The sequence below is a fragment of the Nocardioides jiangsuensis genome, assembly GCF_019679455.1.
Taxonomy (GTDB): Bacteria; Actinomycetota; Actinomycetes; order Propionibacteriales; family Nocardioidaceae; genus Nocardioides_C; species Nocardioides_C jiangsuensis.
Genome location: NZ_JAIEZQ010000002.1, coordinates 510,575 through 531,949, shown reverse-complemented (window position 1 = coordinate 531,949; position 21,375 = coordinate 510,575). Strand labels below are relative to the sequence as shown.

Genomic DNA, 21,375 nt, shown 5'->3' with positions numbered 1-21,375 from the left:
GCCGGCTACCCGCGGATCCGGTGGTTCTCGGGGTCGAACAAGGGGGTCGCGTCGGCGGCCGCCACGGTCACCGGGTAGCGCTCCTCCATGTAGTCGACGGCCAGCTTCGTCCCCACCACGGCCTCGGCCGGCGGCAGGTACGCCATCAGCAGGTGCTTGCCGAGCGACGGCGCGGAGCCGGCCGACGTCACGTAGGAACGGCGGCCGTGGCCGTCGACGAGCGGCCGGCCGTCCGGCGTGACCACGGGCTCGCCGCCGAGCATGTACCGCTGGGTGCCGTCGGCGGAGGTGTGGTCGTCCACGGTCAGGGTGCAGAGCACCGCCTGCGGCTCGTTCTCACGCTGCTTGAGGTAGGCCTCCCGGCCCACGAAGTCGGCATCCTTGACCTTCGGGCGCATCATCCCCGCCTCGACGATGGTGCGCTCGGTGTCCAGCTCGGCGCCGTGCGCCCGGTAGCCCTTCTCGAGCCGGCCGGTGGTCCCGTAGACCCCGATGCCGACCGGGACCAGCCCGTACGGCGCCCCGGCCTCGCGGACCAGGTCCCACAGCCTCGCACCCTGCTCCATCGGCGCGTAGAGCTCCCAGCCGAGCTCGCCGACGTACGAGATCCGCGACGCGATGACCGACACCGGTCCGACCTCGATCCGCCGGCACCGGCCGAAGGGGAACGCCTCGTGGGCGACGTCGGCGTTGGTGACGGAGCCGAGGATGTCCCGGGCCCGCGGGCCCCACAGGCCCACGGTCGTCCAGGCCGACGTCTGGTCGACGACCTGCGCGCCGCCGTCGGCCGGCAGGTGGTCGGCGAACCACGTGCGGTCGATGTTCCCGGTGATCCCACCGGTGACCACCCGGTAGTGCTCCTCGGCCAGCCGCATGATCGTGAGGTCGGCGCGGATGCCCCCCCGCTCGTCGAGGACCGACGTGTAGACGACCCGTCCCGGCGCGACGTCGACCTGCGCGACCACGACGCCCTGAACGGCCTCCATCGCGCGCGGGCCGACCACGTCGAAGATCGCGAACGCGGTCAGGTCCACCAGACCGGCCCGCTCCCGCATCGCCAGGTGCTCGGCGTTGATGATCGGCGACCACCAGCGCGAGTCCCACTCCGCCTCGCGCGGCATCACCGCGTCGCCGTACTCCCCGAGCAGGCCGGCGTTGGACTCGTACCAGAAGGGCCGCTCCCAGCCGACCGTCTCGAAGAAGACCGCGTCCAGGCCCCTCTCGCTCTGGTGCATGGGCGAGAGCCGTACGTCGCGGTTGCTGGCCCACTGCTCGGAGGGGTGCACGATGCCGTAGGTCTTGTTGAAGGACTCCGAGGTCCGGGCCTTGACGTGGGCGCGGGTCCGCTGCGCCGGGTAGAACCGGGCGACGTCGGACTGGTGCAGGTCGTACTCGGGGTTCCCGTGCGTCATCCACTCGGCGACCGCGCGGCCGACCCCCGGGCCCTCCTTGACCCAGACCGCCGCCGCGGACCACAGCCCCTTGACCTCCGGGGTCTCCCCGAGGATCGGGTAGCCGTCGGGGGTGAGGGAGAGCAGCCCGTTGATCGCGTAGCGGATCTCGACCGCCGGGTTGCCCAGCACGTCGGGCATGAGCTCGAGCGCCTGCTCGAGCTGGGGGTCGAAGTCGTCGGCGGTGAACGGCATCTCCGTGGGCGACAGCTTCGCCTGGTCGATCGAGGGGATGTCCTCGGGGTCGTGCAGGATCGGCCGGTGCGCGTAGGAGCCGACCTCCAGGTCGCCGCCGTGCTGGCGCTCGTAGCAGAAGGTGTCCATGTCCCGGATGATCGGGAACGAGATCTCGCCGACGGTGTCCGCGAGCTGGGGCACCGGCCCCACGCTGATCATCTGGTGCACCGCCGGGGTGAGCGGGATCGACGCCCCCGCCATCGCGGCCAGCTTCGGGCTCCAGACCCCGCAGGCGATGAGCACCGTGTCGGCCTCGATGTCGCCGCCCGTGGTCCGGACCCGGCGGATCCGGCCGCGCTCCACGTCGAGCCCGACCACCTCCACCGTCGACACCACCTGCAGGGCGCCGAGCTCCTGGGCCCGCTCCCGCATCAGGGTGCCGGCGCGCAGGGAGTCCACGACCCCGACCGAGGGCGTCCAGAACGCGCCGATGATCACCGACGGGTCGAGGTACGGCACCCGCTCGGCGACCTGCTCCGGGGTGACCAGCTGCGACTCGATGCCCCAGGCCTTCGCCGACGACATCCGCCGGCGCAGCTCCTGCATCCGCGCCTCGGTCCGGGCGACCTCGAACCCACCGGACTCGGTGAAGACGCCGAGCTCCTTGTACTGCCGCACGCTGTCCGCGGTGAGGTCGGTCATCTCGCGGGAGTGGTCCACGGGGAAGATGAAGTTCGACGCGTGCCCGGTGGAGCCGCCCGGGTTGGGCAGCGGTCCCTTGTCGATCTGGACGATGTCCCGCCAGCCGAGCCTGGCCAGGTGGTAGGCGAGGCTGTTACCGACGATTCCGGCTCCGATCACGACCACGCGTGCCGCGTCCGGGACTCTCCCCATGAGCTCACCTCTCCGACCCTGCAACAACGCTCTGTCGTTGCGTATGACGCACTATCTCGCGCAATACGAAACAGCGATTTTCAGCATCAGTCGACGGTCGCGCTGATGTCAAGGGCGTCGCGGGAAGTCGGTTGCGCGAAGTAGTCCTGGAGGTACTTCTCGCCCTCGTCGCAGAAGAAGGTCACCACGTGCTCGAGCCCGAGGGCGCTGCGCAGCCGGCGCGCCGCCACCAGGTGAGCGCCGGAGCTGGGGCCGACGAAGATGCCGTGGGTGCTGGCCAGCCGGCGCATCTCGGCCACCGCGGTCGGCGAGTCGACGCTCAGCACCTGGTCGAGCTCCCCGCGGTGCCGCTCGATGATCCCGGGCACGAACCCGTCGGAGATCCCCTCGATGAGGTGCTTGCCGATCTCGCCGCACAGGATCGTGCAGGACTCGTCGGGCTCCAGGGCGACCACCATGCAGTCGGGGTTGACCTCCTTGAACCGCTGGCCCACCCCGACGATGGTGCCGCCGGTCCCGACGCCGCCGACCACCGCGTCCGGCAGGACCCCCTCGGGGAGCTGGGCGAGGATCTCCGAGCCCAGCCAGACCCGGTTCTCCTCCACGTTCCACTCGTTGTCGAACTGCTGCGGGGCGAAGAACCCGGGCCGCGACCCGAGCTCGCGGACGGTGGCCAGCGCGTCGTTCACGTGGAAGTCGCCCACCGCCATCACCTCGGCGCCGAACGCCCGTGAGATCGCGGTCCGCTCGGGGCTCATCCCGTTGGGCATCACCACCAGCATCCGGTAGCCCTTGACCGCGGCCACCATGCTCATCGCGTTGCCCGTGTTGCCGCTCGAGGCCTCGACGATGGTGTCCCCCGGGCGGAGCAGCCCCTCCCGCTCCGCCCGGGCGATGATGTACAGCGCGATCCGGGCTTTGATCGACCCCGAGGGGTTGAGGTACTCGAGCTTCACCCACACGTCGTCGATGCGCAGCAGCGGCGTGTCACCGATGGCGTCGAGGATCGTCTCCCCGCCGCTCACCCGGTCGAGTCGGCGTCCGGCCATCGGCCTGTCCTCACTTCGTCACTTGAGCCACGCGTCGACCTTGTCCTGGTTCGCCTCGACCCACTTCTCGGCGGCCTCCTCCGGGTCCATCCCGTCGGCGGCGATGTACTTCGCCACGACGTTCTGGTCGTCGTTGGTCCACTGGAAGTTCTTCACCAGGTCGTAGGCGGGACTCCCGGACTTGGCGAAGTCCGTGGCGACGATCTTGTCGAGGTCGTACTCCGGGTAGTCGCAGGCCACCTTCTCGGGGTCGGCGTCACAGCCCGGCTTGTACGGCGGCAGGTCGACCTTGACCAGCGGGACCTCCGCCATGAACCACTGCGGCTCGTAGAAGTACCCGATCAGCGGCTCCTTGTTGGCCTCCGCCTGGCGGAACGCCTGGATCAGGGCGGCCTCGCTGCCGGCGTACACCACCTCGTAGTTCAGGTCGAGGTTCTTCACCAGCGCCTCGTCGTTGGTCACGAACGAGGGGTCGCCGTCGAGCAGCTGGCCCTTGTCGCCGGACTCGGAGGTCTGGAACATGTCGGCGTACTTGTTCAGGTTCTTCCAGTCGGTGATGTCGGGGTACTCCTCCGCCATCCAGGGCGGGACGTACCAGCCGATGATGCCGACGTTGCCGGTCGACCCGGCCTCCTGCGCGATGCCCTGGTCCTCGATGTACTTCTTCTTCAGGTCGTCGTGGCCCCAGTTCTCGATCACCACGTCGATCTCGTCGTTGCCCATGCCCTGCCAGGCAACCTCCTCCTTGACGTTCTTGTACTCCACGTCGCACCCGAGCCGGCTGCTGGCGACGTACCCCACGACGTGCGCCGAGGCCTCGTAGCCGACCCACGGGTTGATCGCGATGTCGAACTCGCCGCACTCCTCGCCACCCCCGCCACCGGTCGGCGCCGACTCGATGTCACCGCCGCCGCAGCCGGCGAGGGCCAGCCCGGCGAGCACCGCCAACGCTGCCAGCCGGACCGGTCCCGATCTGTGTCGTCCCATGGTGTCTCCTTGTGTCAGGCGCGGCCGTAACGGGCCGCCGCGTACTGCGCGATTCGGTCGAGCATGATCCCGAGCGCGGTGATGGCGATCCCGGCCGCCAACCCCTTCCCGAAGAGCTGCGCCTGGGAGAAGCCCGCGACCACCAGGTAGCCGAGCCCCCCTCCCCCGACCAGGCCGCCGATGACCACCATCGACAGCACGTAGAGCAGGCCCTGGTTGGAAGCGAGCACGACCGCCGCGCGGGCCATCGGCAGCTGCACCTTGCTGATCATCTGCCAGGCGGTGGTGCCCGCCGCGCGAGCGGCCTCGACCGACGTCGGCGAGACACCCCGGATGCCGTCCGCGATCAGCTTGGTGGCGATGGGTACGCCGTACGCGACCGCTGCGACGATGGCGGTGAACCGGCTGGTGCTGAACAGGGCCAGGGCCGGCACCAGGTAGACGAACGGCGGGATCGTCTGCAGCGCGTCCAGCAGCGGCCGGATCGCTGTGTCGGCGCGATGGTTACGGCCCATCCACACGCCGACGACGAGGGCGCTCAGGATCACGATGAGCGTGGCGACCAGCGTGGTGGTCAGCGTCTTCATCGTCTCGTTCCACAGGCCGGTGCCGAGGATCACGAGCAGGCAGACCGCCGAGATGGCGGTCGGCCGCCAGCCGCCGAGCAGGTAGGCGAAGGCGAGGATGACCAGGCCCATCAGCCACCACGGGGTGTCCGCCAACAGCGACTCGAGCGGGTTGATCAGCGCGTAGGTGACCAGGTCCTTGAGGGAGTTGGTGACGTTCTCCAGGGTCGTGACCAGCCAGTCGGTGAGCTGGGTGACTCCGTCGGAGAGCGGGGTGCCGAGGTCGGGCCGCTCGGGGAACTCCGCGGCCCACAGGTAGGTCCGGGACACGTAGACGAGCACCAGCGCCACCGCCCCGCCGGCCCCGAGGACGACCCAGCGCCGCCGGCCGCCGGCGCGGCCCGCCCGGGCCTCCTTCTCCGCCCGCTGGCTGGCCGCCGTGGTGGTCCGGTCCAGCATGATCGCCATGATCACGATCGCGATGCCGCTGACGAAGGCGCTCCCGATGTCGAGGCTCTGCAGCGCCTGCGCGACCGGCTGCCCGAGGCCGGGGCCGTTGATCAGCGCCGCGATGGTGGCCATCGACAGCGCCGCCATCATGCACTGGTTGACGCCGACGATGATGGTGCGCTTGGCCATCGGCAGCTGCACCTTGCGCAGCGCCTGGACGTCGGTCGTGCCCAGGGACCGGCTGGCCTCCAGGGTCGTCGGCGCCACGGTCCGGATCCCGTGGGCGGTGATCCGCACCAGCGGCGGCAGCGCGTAGATCAGGGTGGTGACCACGGCCGAGGCCGGGCCGATGCCGAAGAACAGGGCCAGCGGCGCCAGGTAGGCGAACGCCGGCATGGTCTGCATCAGGTCCAGGACCGGCGTGAGCGCCGCCGTCGCCCGCTTGCTGCGGGCCATCCAGATCCCCGTCGGCAGGCCGATGACCACGCAGATCGCGACCGCGACCGCGGTGACGATCAGCAGGTCGATGCTGTCGGTCCAGTAGCCCAGCGAGCCGAAGAGCAGCAGGCTGACGAACACGAGCAGCGCAGACCGCCACGCGGCGAGCGCGTAGGCCAGCCAGGTCAGCAGCGCGACCACCCCGAGCCAGCCGATCTCCGGCACCGGGCGCGGGAAAGCGGGCTGGCTGAGCAGCTCCTGGAAGAAGGTGACCACGGTGTCGATCGCCGTGCTGATCCCGCCGATCACGTACTGGAAGAAGAAGCTGGTGTCGCGGGCGGCGTCGAAGTCGTCGCGCACGCCGTTCAGCCACTGGTGGAAGCCCGTCAGCTCCGCGCCGCCGAGCTCCAGGGTGGCGGTGCCGCGCAGCAGCGCCCAGCCACCCAGCCAGACGAAGATGGTCGCTCCCACGGCCCAGCCGCGCTTGAGGCGCGGCGGCGCGCCCACCTCCGGGACGGGCTCCTCGACCCTCGGCCGGTCCAGGACGCTCACGGCTGTGGCTCCGGCTCCGGCTGCTCGTCCTCCTCGGCCACGACGACCCGGAGAATGTCCTCGTCGTCGACCACGCCGAGGAACCGGTCCCCGTCGTACACCCGGACGGGCTGCTCGGCCTCGAGCACGGCGCGCGCGGCGTCCTTGACGATGACGCCGGCCTGCATCACCGGGCCGTCCACCGGCTCCCCCGGACGCGGCTCCCGGACCACCCAGCGCAGCGTCAGCACGTGGGAGCGCGGCACCTCGCTGACGAAGTCGCGGACGTAGTCGTCGGCCGGCACGGCCACCACCTCGTCCGGGGTCCCGATCTGGACGATCTCGCCGTCCCGCATGATCAGGATCCGGTCCCCGAGCTTGAGCGCCTCCGACAGGTCGTGGGTGATGAAGACCATCGTCTTGCCCACCTCCTCGTGGAGGCGGATCACCTCGTTCTGCATGTCCCGCCGGATCAGCGGGTCGAGCGCCGAGAAGGGCTCGTCGAACATCAGCACGTCGGGGTCGACGGCGAGCGCACGGGCCAGCCCCACGCGCTGCTGCATGCCTCCGGAGAGCTGGTCGGGGTAGGACTCCTCGTAGCCCTCCAGGCCGACCAGGTCGACCATCTCCTGGGCTCTCTGGCGGCGCTCCGTCTTCCCCTCGCCGCGGACCTCGAGGCCGTAGGCGATGTTGTCGATCACCTTGCGGTGCGGCAGCAGGCCGAAGTGCTGGAACACCATGGCGACGTGGTGGCGGCGCAGCTCGCGTAGCTCACTCTCGGACGCGGCGGTGATCTCGGAGCCGCCCATGATGACCTGCCCCGCGGTGGGCTCGATCAGCCGGGTGAGCAGCCGGACCAGGGTGGACTTGCCCGAACCCGAGAGACCCATCACCACGAAGACCTCACCGGGGGCGACGTCGAAGGAGACGTCCTTGACCGCCATGACGCAGCCGGTCTTGGCCTGGAGCTCCTGGCGGGAGAGGTCCGCGTCGGGCGAGCCGATGATCTTGTCCGCCTTGGTGCCGAAGATCTTCCACAGGTGCCTGACCGAGAGAGCCGACTCCGTCGTCTTCACGGGGCTGATGGTCGTGGCTGTCATGCGGGGCCTCCGTTGGGATAGAGCGGGCTGCCGTCGCGGTAGCGGTAGAACGGCACCGTCGACGGCGCGAGCGGCGTGTTCCCGAGGATCAGGTCGGCCGACTTCTCGGCGAGCATCATCACCGGCGCGTAGATGTTGCCGTTGGTGATGTACGGCATCGACGACGCGTCGACGACCCGGAGGCCGTCGACCCCGCGCACCCGCATGGTGAGCGGGTCCAGCACGGACATGTCGTCGGTCCCCATGCGGGTGGTGCAGGACGGGTGCAACGCGGTCTCGGCGTCCTCGGCGACCCAGTCGAGGATCTGCTCCTCGGTCTCGACACCCGGACCGGGTGAGAGCTCGCCGCCGTTGAACGGCGCGAAGGCCGGCTGGGTCAGGATGTCCCGGGCCACCCGCACCGCCTCGACCCACTCCCGCCGGTCCTGCTCGGTGGACAGGTAGTTGAACCGCAGCGCCGGGTGCTCGTGGGGGTCGGTCGACCGGATCTTCACGGTGCCCCGGGCGTCGGAGTACATCGGCCCGATGTGCACCTGGTAGCCGTGCCCCTTGGTCGGGGCCGACCCGTCGTACCGGATGGCGATCGGCAGGAAGTGGAACATCAGGTTCGGGTAGTCGACGTCGTCGTTGCCGCGCACGAACCCGCCCGCCTCGAAGTGGTTCGTGGCCCCGAGCCCGCGGCGGAGGAAGAGCCACTCGGCGCCGAGCCGCGGCCGGTTGCGCCACTTCAGGCCCGGCGCGATCGACACCGGCAGCTTGCAGGCGTACTGGATGTAGACCTCGAGGTGGTCCTGCAGGTGCTCGCCGACCCCGGGCACGTCGGCGACGACGCCGATCCCGAACTGCTCCAGGTCGGAGGCGTTGCCGACACCGGAGAGCTGCAGCAGCTGGGGCGAGTTGATCGCGCCGCCGCAGAGCACGACCTCGCCGGCGCGGACGGTGTGCTGCCGGCCCGCCTGGGTGTACTCGACGCCGACCGCGCGGTTTCCCTCGAACACGATCCGGGTGGTCAGCGCGAGGGTGTGCACGGTGAGGTTCGGCCGGCTCATCACCGGGTGCAGGTAGGCCCGGGCGGCACTGAGCCGCCGGCCGCGGTACACGTTGCGGTCGAACCTGGCGAAGCCCTCCTGGCGGTAGCCGTTGACGTCGTCGGTCAGCGGGTAGCCGGCCTGCTGGGCGGCCTCGAGGAAGGCGCCGAACAGCGGGTTGGTGGCGGGGCCGCGCTCGAGCACCAGCGGCCCGCTGCCGCCGCGCCAGGCGTCGGCGCCGGCCAGGCAGGTCTCCATGCGCTTGAAGTAGGGCAGGCAGTGGGCGTAGTCCCAGGTCTCCATCCCCGGGTCCGCGGCCCACCGCTCGTAGTCCAGCGGGTTGCCGCGCTGGAAGATCATCCCGTTGATGCTGCTCGACCCGCCGAGCACCTTGCCCCGGGCGTGGAAGATCCGCCGGTCGTGCATGAAGGGCTCGGGCTCGGACTCGTACTTCCAGTCGTAGAGCCGGTTCCCGATCGGGATCGGCAGCGCGGCCGGCATGTGGATGAACGGGTCCGCCTTGAAGTCCGAGCGGCCGGCCTCGAGCACGAGCACCGAGGTGCCCGGGTCGGCGCTGAGCCGGTTGGCGAGCGCGCTGCCCGCTGACCCACCTCCGACGATGACGAAGTCGACCTGTGCACCGGACATGGCCACCCCTCCTCAGCCGCCGAACCAGCGCTGCGGGGCCGGGCGGACGTTGTGCCAGATGTGCTTGGTCTCGCGGTACTCGTCGAGCCCCGCCCGGCCGAGCTCCCGTCCGATCCCGGACTGCTTGTAGCCGCCCCACTCCGCCTGCGGGACGTAGGGGTGGTAGTCGTTGATCCAGACCGTCCCCATCCGGAGCCTGCCGGCCACCCGCTGCGCCTTGCCGGCGTTCTCGGTCCACACCGCCCCGGCCAGGCCGAGGACGCTGTCGTTCGCGATCGCGACCGCCTCGTCCTCGGTACGGAACCGCTCCACGGTGAGCACCGGCCCGAAGGACTCCTCGTGCACCACGCCCATCGAGGTGTCGCACCGGTCGAACACCGTCGGCAAGTAGTAGAAGCCGGACGTCAGGTCGGGGTCGTCGGGCCGCGCGCCGCCGCAGCGGAGCCAGGCTCCCTGCTCGACGGCGTCGGCCACGTAGTCCTCGACCTTCTTCAGGTGCGCGGCCGAGATCAGCGGCCCCGTCTCCGCCTTGTCGTCGAAGGGGCCGCCCAGGCGGATCTGCTCGGCACGCCGGACCACCTCGTCGACGAAGTCGTCGTGGAGCGAGTCCTCGACCATCAGCCGCGCGCCGGCGGAGCAGACCTGGCCCGAGTGCAGGAAGACGGCGGTCAGCGCGAAGTCGACGGCCGACTCCACGTGCGCGTCGGCGAAGACTATGTTCGGGTTCTTCCCGCCCAGCTCCAGGGCGACGCGCTTCACCGTGCCGGCGGCCGCCGCCATGATCCGCTTGCCGGTCTCCAGCCCGCCGGTGAACGACACGAGGTCCACGCGCGGGTCCTCCGAGAGCGGCGCCCCGACCTGCGGCCCGGCGCCGAGCACCAGGTTGGCGACCCCGTCCGGCAGGCCCGCCTCGGCGAGCAGCCGCATCAGCAGGATCGCACTGTGCGGGGTCAGCTCGCTGGGCTTGAGCACCAGGGTGTTGCCGGCCGCCAGGGCAGGCGCGACCTTCCACGACGTCTGCAGCAGCGGGTAGTTCCAGGGCGTGATCAGCCCGCACACGCCGACCGGCTCGTGGACGATCCGGCTGACCACGTCCGGGCGTCCGGTGTCGACGACGCGGCCCGCGTCCTCGGCGGCGACCCGGGCGTAGTAGCGGAAGACTCCCACCACGTCGTCGACGTCGTACCCGCTCTCGACCAGCCGCTTGCCGGTGTCCAGGGACTCCGCGCGGGCCACCTCGGCCCGGTCCCGCTCGAGCAGGTCCGCGACCCGGGCGAGCAGGTCCCCCCGCTCCGACGCCGGCACCGTCGGCCAGGGTCCCTCGTGGAACGCCCGCCACGCACTCTCGATCGCGTCGGCGGCGTCCTCGGCGGTCCCCTCGTCGACCTCGCCGACCAGGCTTCCGTCGGCGGGGCAGCGGATCTCGCGCCGTCCACCGTTGCGCGCACTCCGCCAGCCACCGTCGACCAAAATGTCCGGCACGCTGGCCTCCAACCCACTATGAGTTGCTTAGTGCGCAACTCTTTGTGATCTACGCAACAGCATGCTGAGGCGCCACCCGAGCGTCAATAGCTCGTCGGGGTGTTGTGACCGGTTCGCGACCCTTCTCAGCGAACGCCCCAGCCGAGGCGGTGCGACACCTCGGTGGCCGACTCGACCAGGCGGGGAAGTGCCCCGTCGATGCGCTCCTCGTCGAGCCGGAACGTGGGCCCGGAGATGCTCAGCGACGCGATCACGTCGCCGTGCGCGTTGCGGATCGGCGCCGCGATGGCGGCCAGCCCCACCTCCAGCTCGTCGACGGCGACGGCGTACCCGCGGGAGCGGACCTCCTCGAGCTCGCGCCGCAGCTGCTTCTTCGTGGTGATGGTGAAGTCGGTGTACGCCGCCATCACCGGCACCGTCGACGCGAGCTCGTCCGCGGACATCTCGCTGAGCAGGATCTTGCCGTTCGAGGTCGCGTGCAGCGGGATGTGCTGGCCGACCCAGTTGTGCGGCTGGAGCGACGAGGCCCCGGCCACCTGGTCCAGGTACAACGCGGAGTGCCCGGACAGCACCGCGACGTTGACCGTCTCCCCCGTGTCGGAGGCCAGCTTCCGACAGATCGGCCGCGCCTCCTGCACCAGGTCGAGCCGCGCGGTGGTCGCCCCGGCCAGGCGCAGGATGCCCATCCCCAGCCGGTACTTGCCGCGCTCCTCGGCCTGCTCGACCAGGCCGCCCTGCTCCAGGGTGCTGACCAGCCGGAACGCGGTGGACTTGTGCACGCCGAGCTCGCCGGCGATCTCGGTCACGCCCGCCTCCCCCGCCCTGGCCAGGATGTCGAGGATGGTGACGGCACGCTCCACCGACTGGACTCCGCTGTTCGGTTCCGCGGCGTTGCTCATGACGCAACGCTAGCGCACTACCCGTTGCGTATCGCAGACTGAGTTGTCCACAGCGCAACGGGCGAAGGGACCGGGAGATGAGCCTCGAACCGGCCGGCAGCAACCCCGAGTACGTCCTCACGATCGTGTGCCCCGACAGGCCCGGCATCGTCTTCGCGGTGTCCGGGTTCCTCGTGCAGCACTCGGCGAACATCCTCGAGAGCCAGCAGTTCGACGACCAGCTCGAGGACCGGTTCTTCATGCGCGTCCGGTTCGAGGTGTACGACGCCCGCCAGACGCTCGAGGGCCTTCGCGAGACGTTCGACGTGGTCGCCCGCACCTACTCGATGTCCTGGCACCTGTGGCCGGCGGAGGCGAGGTACCGGACGCTGATCATGGCCTCCCGCTTCGGCCACTGCCTCAACGACCTGCTCTACCGGCAGAGCACCGGCGCCCTCCAGATCGAGGTCGCGGGGGTGGTGTCCAACCACCCGGACCTCGAGCCGCTCGCCAAGACCTACGGGGTGCCGTTCCACCACGTCCCGGTGACCGAGCAGGGCAAGGCGGACGCGGAGGCCGAGCTGCTGGACCTGGTCGGCACGCTCGACGTGGACCTGGTGGTCCTCGCGCGGTACATGCAGGTGCTCTCCGACGAGGTGTGCCTGGCGCTGGAGGGTCGCGCGATCAACATCCACCACTCGTTCCTGCCCAGCTTCAAGGGCGCCCGTCCCTACCAGCAGGCCTTCGACCGGGGGGTGAAGCTCGTCGGCGCCACGGCCCACTACGTCACGCCGGAGCTCGACGAGGGGCCGATCATCGAGCAGGACGTGGTGCGGGTGGACCACACGCTGAGCGCCCCCGAGCTGGTCGCGGCCGGGCGTGACGTCGAGTGCCAGGTGCTCTCCCGGGCGGTGCGCTGGCACGCCGAGAGCCGGGTCCTCCTCCACGGAGGACGGACGGTCGTCTTCCGCTGAGACGTCGAAGGCGCCGGGTCAGTCGCCGAGCTCGGCGCGGCGCCGTACGACGTACTCCTCGAGCTCCGCGCGGACGGCGTCGTCGAGAGGCGGCTGCTCGTAGTCGGCCAGCCGCTTCTGGTAGATCTGCTCCGCCCGGCCGGCGGCGTCGACCCCTCCGCCGCGCATCCACCGCTCGTAGTTCTCCGAGGAGGACAGCAGCGGGCGGTAGAAGCAGGTCCGGAACCGCTCCATCGTGTGCATCGCGCCGAGGAAGTGGCCGCCGTGGCCCACCTCGGTGTGCGCGTCGAAGGCCAGCGACGCCTCGTCGATCTCCAGCGGCGTGAACTCCTCGCGCATCATCTGCAGCAGCTCGATGTCGATGACGAACTTCTCGTAGCAGGCGACCAGGCCGCCCTCGAGCCAGCCGGCCGCGTGCATCACCCAGTTCGCCCCGGCCAGGAAGGTCGGCAGCAGGGTCATCAGGGCCTCGTAGCCGGCCTGGGCGTCGGGCAGCTGCGACGACGTCATCGCGCCGCCCGTCCGGAACGGGAGGCCGAAGTGCCGGGCGATCTGGCCGGTGCAGAGCAGGCCGGTGGCCGACTCGGGGGTGCCGAAGCACGGCGAGCCCGACTGCATGTCGATGTTGGACAGGAACGAGCCGAACACCACCGGGCAGCCGGGGCGGATGAGCTGGGCGAGGGCGATGCCCGACAGCGCCTCCGCCATCTGCTGCACGAGCGCGGCCGGGATCGTCACCGGCGACATCGCGCCCATCAGGATGAACGGGGTCAGCACGACCGGCTGCGCGGCCGCGCAGTACTCGAACTGCGCGTCGAGCATCCGGTCGTCCCACCGCAGCGGCGAGTTGCAGTTGATCAGCGAGATGGTCACCGGGGTCCGCTCGATCACCTCGCGCCCGCCGAACAGGATCTCGCTCATCGCGATCGTGTCCCGGGCGTTGACCCCGGAGACCACGTTGCCCATGTAGAGCTTGTCGGTGAGCGTCTGGAGCGCCAGCGTCATGTCCAGGTGCCGGGAGTCGAGGGGCGTGTCGTTGGGCTCGCACACCACCCCTCCGGCGGAGTCCAGCGTGTCGAAGGACTGGGCCAGCTTGGCGAAGGACCGGAAGTCCTCCATGGTGGCGTCGCGGCGCACCTGCCCCTGCCGCACGAACGGGGGACCGTAGACCGCGCCGAACGCCATCGCGTCGCCGCCGATGTGCACCGAGTGCTCGGGGTTCCGCGCCGCCACGTCGAACTCGCGGGGCGCCTTCGCCACCTGCTCCAGCACGAAGTCGGGGTCGAGGAAGACGGTGTTGTCCTCGACCCGCTGCCCGGCCGCCCGGAAGAGGTCCAGCGCCCGGTCGGAGAGGAACTCGACGCCGATCTCGGAGACGATCCGGCGCCACCCGCGGTCGAGCGTCGCCATCGCCTCGTCGGAGAGCAGGTCGTAGCGCGGCATGGTGTTCCGAAACATCGAAAGACCTCCCTTGACCCGGGTGAGACTCGCATCATAGCCTCATCATGTGGGAGTCGAGTTCCACAATATGAAACAACGGTGATCATGAGCGCCAACGGAACCCAGGCCATCGACCGTGCCGCCCAGCTCCTCGCGCTGGTGGTCCAGGCCGACGAGCCGATCAGCTTCACCGAGCTCGCCGACGAGACCGGGCTGGCCCGCTCGACGACGTCGCGGCTGCTCGCCGCGCTGGAGCGGCACCACCTGCTCGAGCGCGACGGCAACGGCGCCTACATCTCCGGACCGCTCTTCGCCCTGTACGCCGCACGCCACGACCCGTGGTCGCAGGTGGCCCGGCTCGCCGAGCCGATCCTGGAGAAGATCGGCGCGGAGACCGGCGAGACCGTGAACCTCGCCGTCCCGCGCTCGCACACCGTGGTGCACATCGCCCAGGTGAACGCGACGTACGTCCTCGGTGCGCGGGACTGGCTGCAGGTCCCGGTGCCGCCGCACTGCTCCGCGCTGGGCAAGGTGCTCTACGCCTTCGGCTGCCTCGAGCTCCCCGAGGGCGCGCTGGAGCAGCTGACCTCCCACTCCCTGGCCACGCCCGCGGCCCTGCGCAGCGAGATCGCCACCATCCGCCGTCGGGGCTACGCGACGGCCCGCGAGGAGCTCGAGATCGGGCTCGACGCGGTCGCCGCCCCTGTGCACGGGCGGGACGGCAACGTGATCGCCGCCCTCGGTGTGTCCGGGCCGAGCGCCCGGCTGCGCGGCCAGCTCGACGACGTCGGGCGGCTGCTGATCGAACACGGAAGCGCGCTGTCGCAGCTGCTGCGGCGACGCAGTCCCAAGGAGGGACCGGCATGGGGATGACGCCCGAGGAGATCCTGCGGGGCCTGTACGACGAGACGATGGTCGGCAACGCCCCGGCGGTGCTCGACCTGACCGAGGAGGGGCTCCGCTCGGGGATGGAGCCACAGACCATGCTCTTCGACGCGCTGATCCCGTCGCTCGAGGAGGTCGGCGCCCGGTTCGAGCGCGGGGACTTCTTCGTCCCCGAGATGCTGATCGCCGGCCGGGCGATGGCCGGCGCGATGGAGGTGCTGCGCCCCCTGCTCGCGGAGACCGGCGTGCAGACGGTCGGCAAGTTCCTGATGGGCACGGTGAAGGGCGACGTGCACGACATCGGCAAGAACCTGGTCGACATCATGCTCGAGGGCGCCGGCTTCGAGGTGATCGACCTCGGCGTGCAGGTGGCCCCGGAGAAGTTCGTCGACGCCATCCACGAGCACCAGCCGGACATCGTCGGGTTCTCGGCGTTCCTCACCACGACGATGCCGATGTTCAAGGCCAACCTCAACGCGCTGCAGAAGGCCGGCATCCGGGACTCGGTGATCGTCATGGTGGGCGGCGCCCCCGTCACCCAGGAGTACGCCGACGCGGTGGGTGCCGACGGATACGCCGCCGACGCGTCCGCGACGGTGAAACGGGCCAAGGACCTGTTGCAGAAGAAGCGATCGCTGGTGACCGCATGACGCACGAGACCCGGCTGCGCTCCGCGACGAAGGAAGTGGTCCTCGGCCACGACCGGCCGTTCTGCCTGATCGGCGAGCGCATCAACCCGACCGGCCGGCGGATCTTCCAGGAGCAGCTGCGGGCCGGCGACCTCTCCGCCATCGAGCGTGACGTCGCCGCGCAGGTCGCGGGCGGCGCCGACGTGCTCGACGTCAACATGGGGGTGCCGCTCACGGACGAGGCAGACCTGCTGGCGCGCGCGATCACCCTGGTGCAGTCGCTGACCGACCTCCCGATCTGCATCGACTCCTCCGTGGTCGACGCGCTCGAGGCCGGGCTGGCGGCGTACCAGGGCCGCGCGCTGGTCAACTCGGTCACCGCCGAGGACGACCGGATGGCGGCCATCCTGCCGCTGGTCAAGCGGTACGACGCCGCGGTGATCGCGCTGCCCAACGACGAGGACGAGATCCCGATGGAGGCCGACCGGCGGCTCGAGCTGGTGGCGCGGATCGTCGAGGTCGCCACCACGGAGTACGGCATCGCGGTCGAGGACATCGTGATCGACCCGCTCGCGATGCCGATCGGCGCCGACACCTCGGTCGTGCAGACGACGCTGACCACGATGCGCCGGATCCGCGACGAGTACGGCCTGAACATGACCTGCGGCGCCTCGAACGTCTCCTTCGGCATGCCGAACCGGCACGCGATCGGCGCCGCGTTCCTGCCGATGGCGATGACCGCCGGCCTGACCAGCGCGATCATGGACGCCCGGACGCCGCAGATCGTCGAGGCCGTGAAGGCGGCGGACCTGCTCCTCGGGCACGACGAGTGGGGCTCCGCGTGGATCGCGTCCCACCGGGCGAAGCAGGCCGTGGCGCCGTGACCGAGCCCGCCGGGCGGGAGGGCGGCCCCGGACCGCCTCCCGGCCCCGACCTCGACAGCTATCGGCGCGAGGGTCTCCTGGAGCCGCCGGCCGAGGCCGGGCGGCAGGTGCACGACGGGACCGGCCGGGTGCAGCTCTCGTTCGTCCCCTCCGACCGCGCGGTGCGCGTCCCGCCGGGCGTGACCGTGTTCGACGCCGCGAGCTGGAACGGCATCGCGATCGACTCGACGTGCGGGGGCCACGGCACGTGCAAGAAGTGCAAGGTCAGGGTGCTCGCCGGCTCTGTCGCGCCCTCCCGGCTGGACATCCGCTCGTTCAGTCCCGAGCAGCTGCGTGCGGGGTGGCGGCTGGCCTGTCTCGCCCAGGCCACGCAGGACCTCCGCGTCGAGGTGCCCCCGCTGACCACCCGTCCCAAGGCGGCCACCGTCGGGGTGGGCCGGCAGGTGATCCTGCGCCCCGCGGTGCAGAAGCGGTACGTCGAGCTGGCGGAGCCGACCCTGGCCGACCAGCGGCCGGACCTCACCCGGCTGCTCGACGCGATCGACGACCTCGACCCGCAGCCGGACCTGCACGCCCTCCGCCGGCTGCCGACGGTCCTGCGTGCGGGTGACTACCGGGTGACCGCGGTCATCGTGGACGAGGCCCTCGTCGACGTCGAGCCGGGTGACACCACCGACCGCCGTTTCGCGATCGCCTTCGACCTCGGCACCACGACCGTGGTGGCCACCCTCCTCGACCTCGGCACCGGCACCCCGCTGGCCGTGCACTCGATGCTCAACAGGCAGCAGCCCTTCGGCGGCGACGTGATCACGCGGATCAGCGCCACGATGCTCGACCCCGACGCCCTCGACCGGCTCCGCGCGGCCGCGCACGCGACCCTGGCCGAGCTCACCGCCGGGGTCTGCGCGGAGGCGGAGGTCGACCCGACCGAGGTGTACGAGGTCGCCGTGGCCGGCAACGCGACGATGACCGCGCTGGTCCTCGGCATCGACCCCGAGCCGTTGGGCGTCGCGCCGTTCGTGATGTCGTGCTCGACGCCACCCGTGGTGCTCGCCAGCGACCTCGGCGTCCCTGTGCACCCCCGGGGCCGGGCGCTGCTCTTCCCAGCCCTCGGGGCGTACGTCGGCGGGGACATCGTCGCCGGGATGCTCGCCACCGGCATGGACCGCGACAAGCGGCTGCGGCTGTTCATCGACGTGGGGACGAACTGCGAGATCGTGCTCTCCGACGGTCGGCAGATCCTGGCCACGGCCGCGCCGGCGGGCCCCGCCTTCGAGGGTGGGGCGATCCGGTGCGGCATGCGCGCCGCCGAGGGCGCGATCGAGGTGGTGCGGGTGGGCGAGGACGTCGAGCTGCAGGTGATCGGCGACGTCGCGCCGGCCGGCCTGTGCGGCTCCGGGCTCGTCGACGCGGTGGCCGAGCTCGTGAAGGCCGGGCTGCTGGACGCGACCGGCCGGTTCGTGACCGACGAGGTGGCGGCCGAGACCGCCCCCGCGCTGGCCGAGCGGCTGACCCGGGTCGGCGAGGAGCGGGTGTTCGTCCTGCACCGGCCCGAGGGGGTCACCGACCCGGCGCACACCGTGTACCTGTCCCAGCGCGACGTCCGCGAGCTGCAGTTCGCCAAGGCCGCGATCGCCACCGGCTGGTCGCTCCTGCTCGAGGAGCTGGAGGTCGAGCCGGGCGACGTGCAGCAGGTCCTGCTCGCCGGGTCGTTCGGCAGCTACCTCTCCCCCGCCTCCGCGGTGCGGATCGGCCTCGTCCCCGACCTGTCGGTGCTGCGCATCCTCTCCGCCGGGAACGTCGCCGGGGAGGGCGCGAAGATGGTGCTGCTGAGCCACCGCGAACGTGCCGGCGCCGCGACGCTGCTGGAGGAGGTGCGCTATGTCGAGCTCTCCGACCGGGCCGACTTCAACGACAAGTTCGTCGACCAGCTCGCCTTCCCGGGCTGAGCGGCTGGCCCTGGTCGCGTGCGGGGCCCTCGCGCAGCCGGCCGAGGCGGTCGCCGTACGGCGCGGGTGGCCGGTCGACGTACACCCGCTGCCGCCGCTGCTGCACAACCAGCCGCAGCTCATCGCGGGCCGGGTGGAGTCGCTGGCCGAGCAGCTGCTGCCCCGCTACCGCGCCGTCGTCGTGGGGTACGCCGACTGCGGCACCTACGGCGCCCTGGACGATGTCTGCGCACGGCTCGGCCTGCGGAGGCTGCCGGGGCTGCACTGCTACGACCTCTACGCCGGCGCGGAGCATATGCGGCGGTTCTTCGAGGACCAGCCGGGGACCTACGTGCTGACCGACTTCCTGGTGCGGTCGTTCGCGCGCACGGTGCTCCGGGAGCTGGGGCTGGACCGGTATCCCGAGCTGCGTGACAGCTACTTCGGCAACTACACCCGCGTGGTGTGGCTGGCGCAGGACCCCGACGTCGAGCTGCACGGGCTCGCGCGGGAGGCGGCGGCGCGGATCGGCCTGCCGCTGACCGTCGTGGAGACCGGCCACGCGGGACTGGAGCGGGAGCTGGCCGGCCTGGTGGCGGACCTGCTGCCCGCGGTGGGGCCGGACCGTCAGCCGGTCGCGCCGAACGGGCCCACCGGACCGAACGGACCACCGAGGCGCTGAAGCAGGCCCTGCCGCCATGCCTCGGTCTCCGCGACCTGGTTGAAGGTGAACACGTGCAGGCCCTCGACCAGCGCGCCCGGCTCGGAGAGTGCCCCCGCGGACCTCTCCAGGAAGCGTTCGCCGGTGAACCCGCCCGGCGCCGCCAGACGGGTCAGCGTGCCCTTGTGCTTGACGAGGAACCGGGTGGACTCACCGACCCCGATCTTGGTCGCCATCGCCAGGAGCTTCGTACGCTCCACCGGTCCGGGCAGCCCCACCAGCAGCGGGAGGGTGACGCCGCGCGCCCGCATCCTGCGCAGCCAGGCGCTCAGCGTCTCCGGGTCGAAGGTCAGGTTGCTCACCACGTGGGTCGCGTGCCGGCGCTTGTCCCACATCGCCTGCACGGTGAGGTCGTCGTGGATCGAGGGGTGCGACTCGGGGTAGCCGGTGATCCCGACGTTGGCGAAGGGACGTCCGAGGACGGTCAGGTCCTCGAGGAGGTCGAGCGACGCCTTGTAGTCCCCCGCGGGCGGGTCCGCGTCGCCGGCGGGGACGAAGATCGTGGTCACCCCCACCGCCCTGAGCCGGTCGCAGATCTCGGAGAGCTCCGACCTGCCCGACACCATCCGCGCCGCGAGATGCGGTACGACGTCGTACCCGTGCGCCCGTAGCCGCTCGGTCAGGTCGAGGGTGGCGGCGAGACCCTTGGCCGGCGACGCGGTGACCGTGACCGTGAAGCCGGGGGGCAGGTGCTCGACCACGATCCCCTCGATCGAGGCCGTGGGGAGCACCTCGTAGCGCGCGTGCGAGAGCAGGCGACGCAGGAGGACACTCCGGGTCTTGTTGCGCATGCTGCAACTCGTTTCGTGATACGCACCGCTGCTCCGAGACTATGACCCGACCACCGGCCCGGCAAGACCCGCGCGGGGCACTCCCCGGCCCGAGCGACGCGGGCGGCTCACTCGGCAGCCCGCCGCGCCAGCTCGACGGCGAGGAGGTGCTTGCACGGGCCCCGGCCGGTCTTGTGCTTGCCGTACCAGGGGCACGAGCAGCGGCTGCCTTCGGGATGACGGCCTACGACGTGCTCGGTGTCCGCGCTCGTGACGTAGGCCGTGTCCCCGGCCACGCGCACGGCGCCGGCGTCGACGAGCGCCCGAGCGGCCCGGAGCCGTGGATGCATCGCCTCGAGCCGCGCCGCGTCGAAGGGCAGCTCGCGGTGGAAGAACGCCTGCTCGGCGGTGTCGTACCCGACCCGTCCCGCAGCACCCAGATGGCCGAGGGCGCTCGACACGCGCTGCTCGGCGATGTCGGCCCCGGCCGCCAGCCGAGATATGTCGATCCGCGGCTCGAACGCCAGCAGCACCGACAGCAGCTCGGCGTCCAGCGCGGCCTGCTCGTCGGAGAGGTCCCAGAGCACGCCGCCCTCCCCGGAGAACCCGCGCGAGGCGTCCGGGCTGAGAGCGAGGACGAGGCGGGCGTCATCGAGGACCAGCTCCCACAGGCTCGCGGCGGCCGGCGCACTCGGGTCGTACGGCGGCGCGTAGGCGCGCAGGGACCGGGCGAAGCGCAGCAGGGGTTCGAGCGGGCGGAGCCGTTCCGGGCCGGACACACCGGCGCCGTCCGCGGACGGGCGCGTGGTCAGGCGCAGCGCGCGCCCGGTGGGCACGGCCCACATCGGGCGGGTCCGGGAGCCGGTGCCCGGCGGCAGCGCGCGGACGAAGCGCCGGGCCTCCGCCGCGGACACCTCGGCCACCGGACGCATCCGCGACGCGGCCAGCTGCACCTCGGCGAAGCCCTTCAGCCAGCGCTCGGGGAGGGAGACCTTCTTCTCCGTCACGGACCCGTCCAGGGTGGTCACCACGACGTCCTCGCCCACCGCCAGGTGCAGCGGGTCGATCCCGCCGACGCGTGCCAGCGCCGCCCGCATCGGCGGGTTGAAGTCGACGTTGGTGGTCCCCGTGTCGAGCGCGGGACCGTCGAGGGCACCCGGCAGCACGTCGAGCCTGGCGTAGACCCCGCAACAGGCCGAGAAGCTCTCGAACCGCAGCCGGTCGCCGTTGCTGGTGACCACCGGGTCGGCTGCGCGCAGGATCGCGGCCAACATGCCGGGCGGAGTGTAGAAGCGCGTCCGGGCCACCTTGGCGACCGAGAGCAACGCCGCCGCGGTCTGCTCGGAATGACCGAGGAACCCGTCGAAGAACACCGGGTGCTCCGACCGACCTCGCGGGGTGCTGCCGCCGCTCGTGGCCAGCACGACGTCCGTCCGCCCCTGCCCGAACCTCACCTCGGAGGGGC

17 protein-coding genes are annotated in these 21,375 nt (G+C 71.3%); 6 read left to right on the top strand and 11 right to left on the bottom strand.

Going from position 1 to position 21,375, the window contains the following annotated elements:
* Positions 1-5 precede the first annotated feature (5 nt).
* The 8 genes from K1X13_RS11050 to K1X13_RS11015 all read right to left on the bottom strand — a co-directional run bounded on the left by K1X13_RS11050 (position 6) and on the right by K1X13_RS11015 (position 11,700).
* Positions 6-2,522, bottom strand: coding sequence for a GcvT family protein (locus K1X13_RS11050; protein ID WP_221025117.1), 2,517 nt, complete (start codon positions 2,520-2,522; stop codon positions 6-8).
* Positions 2,523-2,608: 86 nt separating this feature from the next.
* A complete protein-coding gene (locus tag K1X13_RS11045; RefSeq protein WP_221025116.1) occupies positions 2,609-3,571 on the bottom strand; it encodes a PLP-dependent cysteine synthase family protein in 963 nt (320 codons plus the stop codon).
* A gap of 18 nt (positions 3,572-3,589) precedes the next feature.
* Positions 3,590-4,558: an ABC transporter substrate-binding protein gene (locus K1X13_RS11040; RefSeq protein WP_221025115.1), complete on the bottom strand. Its 969-nt coding sequence runs from the start codon at positions 4,556-4,558 to the stop codon at positions 3,590-3,592.
* A gap of 14 nt (positions 4,559-4,572) precedes the next feature.
* Entirely contained in the window at positions 4,573-6,564 is a 1,992-nt protein-coding gene (locus K1X13_RS11035; RefSeq protein ID WP_308249510.1) for an ABC transporter permease, read from the bottom strand.
* Complete coding sequence (locus K1X13_RS11030; RefSeq protein WP_221025114.1) at positions 6,561-7,643, bottom strand: quaternary amine ABC transporter ATP-binding protein; 1,083 nt, start codon at positions 7,641-7,643, stop codon at positions 6,561-6,563. Before K1X13_RS11030 ends, K1X13_RS11035 begins: the two co-directional genes overlap by 4 nt.
* Positions 7,640-9,319, bottom strand: a complete 1,680-nt coding sequence (betA, locus tag K1X13_RS11025) for a choline dehydrogenase (RefSeq protein ID WP_221025113.1) — start codon at positions 9,317-9,319, stop codon at positions 7,640-7,642. Before betA ends, K1X13_RS11030 begins: the two co-directional genes overlap by 4 nt.
* Before the next feature lie 12 nt (positions 9,320-9,331).
* On the bottom strand, positions 9,332-10,801 hold the full coding sequence (locus K1X13_RS11020; RefSeq protein WP_221025112.1) for an aldehyde dehydrogenase family protein: 1,470 nt from the start codon (positions 10,799-10,801) through the stop codon (positions 9,332-9,334).
* Positions 10,802-10,926: 125 nt separating this feature from the next.
* Complete coding sequence (locus K1X13_RS11015) at positions 10,927-11,700, bottom strand: IclR family transcriptional regulator (protein WP_221025111.1); 774 nt, start codon at positions 11,698-11,700, stop codon at positions 10,927-10,929.
* 77 nt (positions 11,701-11,777) lie between these two features.
* Here K1X13_RS11015 and purU point away from each other — a divergent pair, with 77 nt between their 5' ends.
* Positions 11,778-12,653 (top strand): formyltetrahydrofolate deformylase, encoded by an 876-nt coding sequence (purU, locus tag K1X13_RS11010; protein ID WP_221025110.1) that lies wholly within the window; start codon positions 11,778-11,780, stop codon positions 12,651-12,653.
* An 18-nt stretch (positions 12,654-12,671) separates the two neighbouring features.
* Here purU and K1X13_RS11005 read toward each other — a convergent pair whose 3' ends face one another.
* Complete coding sequence (locus K1X13_RS11005; protein ID WP_221025109.1) at positions 12,672-14,111, bottom strand: trimethylamine methyltransferase family protein; 1,440 nt, start codon at positions 14,109-14,111, stop codon at positions 12,672-12,674.
* Positions 14,112-14,198: 87 nt separating this feature from the next.
* On the opposite strand from K1X13_RS11005, the gene K1X13_RS11000 reads away from it, so the two are divergent.
* The 5 genes from K1X13_RS11000 to K1X13_RS10980 are packed head-to-tail and all read left to right on the top strand — an operon-like array spanning position 14,199 to position 19,101.
* A complete protein-coding gene (locus tag K1X13_RS11000; RefSeq protein WP_221025108.1) occupies positions 14,199-14,966 on the top strand; it encodes an IclR family transcriptional regulator in 768 nt (255 codons plus the stop codon).
* Positions 14,957-15,628, top strand: a complete 672-nt coding sequence (locus K1X13_RS10995) for a cobalamin B12-binding domain-containing protein (protein WP_221025107.1) — start codon at positions 14,957-14,959, stop codon at positions 15,626-15,628. Before K1X13_RS11000 ends, K1X13_RS10995 begins: the two co-directional genes overlap by 10 nt.
* Positions 15,625-16,491, top strand: coding sequence for a dihydropteroate synthase (locus K1X13_RS10990; protein ID WP_221025106.1), 867 nt, complete (start codon positions 15,625-15,627; stop codon positions 16,489-16,491). The genes K1X13_RS10995 and K1X13_RS10990 overlap by 4 nt, the downstream gene beginning before the upstream one ends.
* On the top strand, positions 16,488-18,440 hold the full coding sequence (locus K1X13_RS10985) for an ASKHA domain-containing protein (RefSeq protein ID WP_221025105.1): 1,953 nt from the start codon (positions 16,488-16,490) through the stop codon (positions 18,438-18,440). The genes K1X13_RS10990 and K1X13_RS10985 overlap by 4 nt, the downstream gene beginning before the upstream one ends.
* Positions 18,373-19,101 (top strand): DUF1638 domain-containing protein, encoded by a 729-nt coding sequence (locus tag K1X13_RS10980; protein ID WP_221025104.1) that lies wholly within the window; start codon positions 18,373-18,375, stop codon positions 19,099-19,101. The genes K1X13_RS10985 and K1X13_RS10980 overlap by 68 nt, the downstream gene beginning before the upstream one ends.
* On the opposite strand, the gene K1X13_RS10975 is transcribed toward K1X13_RS10980, so the two are convergent.
* Together K1X13_RS10975 and K1X13_RS10970 are read right to left on the bottom strand one after the other, a co-directional pair.
* Positions 19,047-19,931 carry a methylenetetrahydrofolate reductase gene (locus tag K1X13_RS10975; RefSeq protein WP_221025103.1) on the bottom strand — a complete coding sequence of 295 codons (885 nt, stop codon included), beginning with the start codon at positions 19,929-19,931 and terminating at the stop codon, positions 19,047-19,049. The genes K1X13_RS10980 and K1X13_RS10975 overlap by 55 nt on opposite strands.
* Positions 19,932-20,038: 107 nt before the next feature.
* Complete coding sequence (locus K1X13_RS10970; RefSeq protein ID WP_308249509.1) at positions 20,039-21,334, bottom strand: SWIM zinc finger family protein; 1,296 nt, start codon at positions 21,332-21,334, stop codon at positions 20,039-20,041.
* Positions 21,335-21,375: the final 41 nt, after the last annotated feature.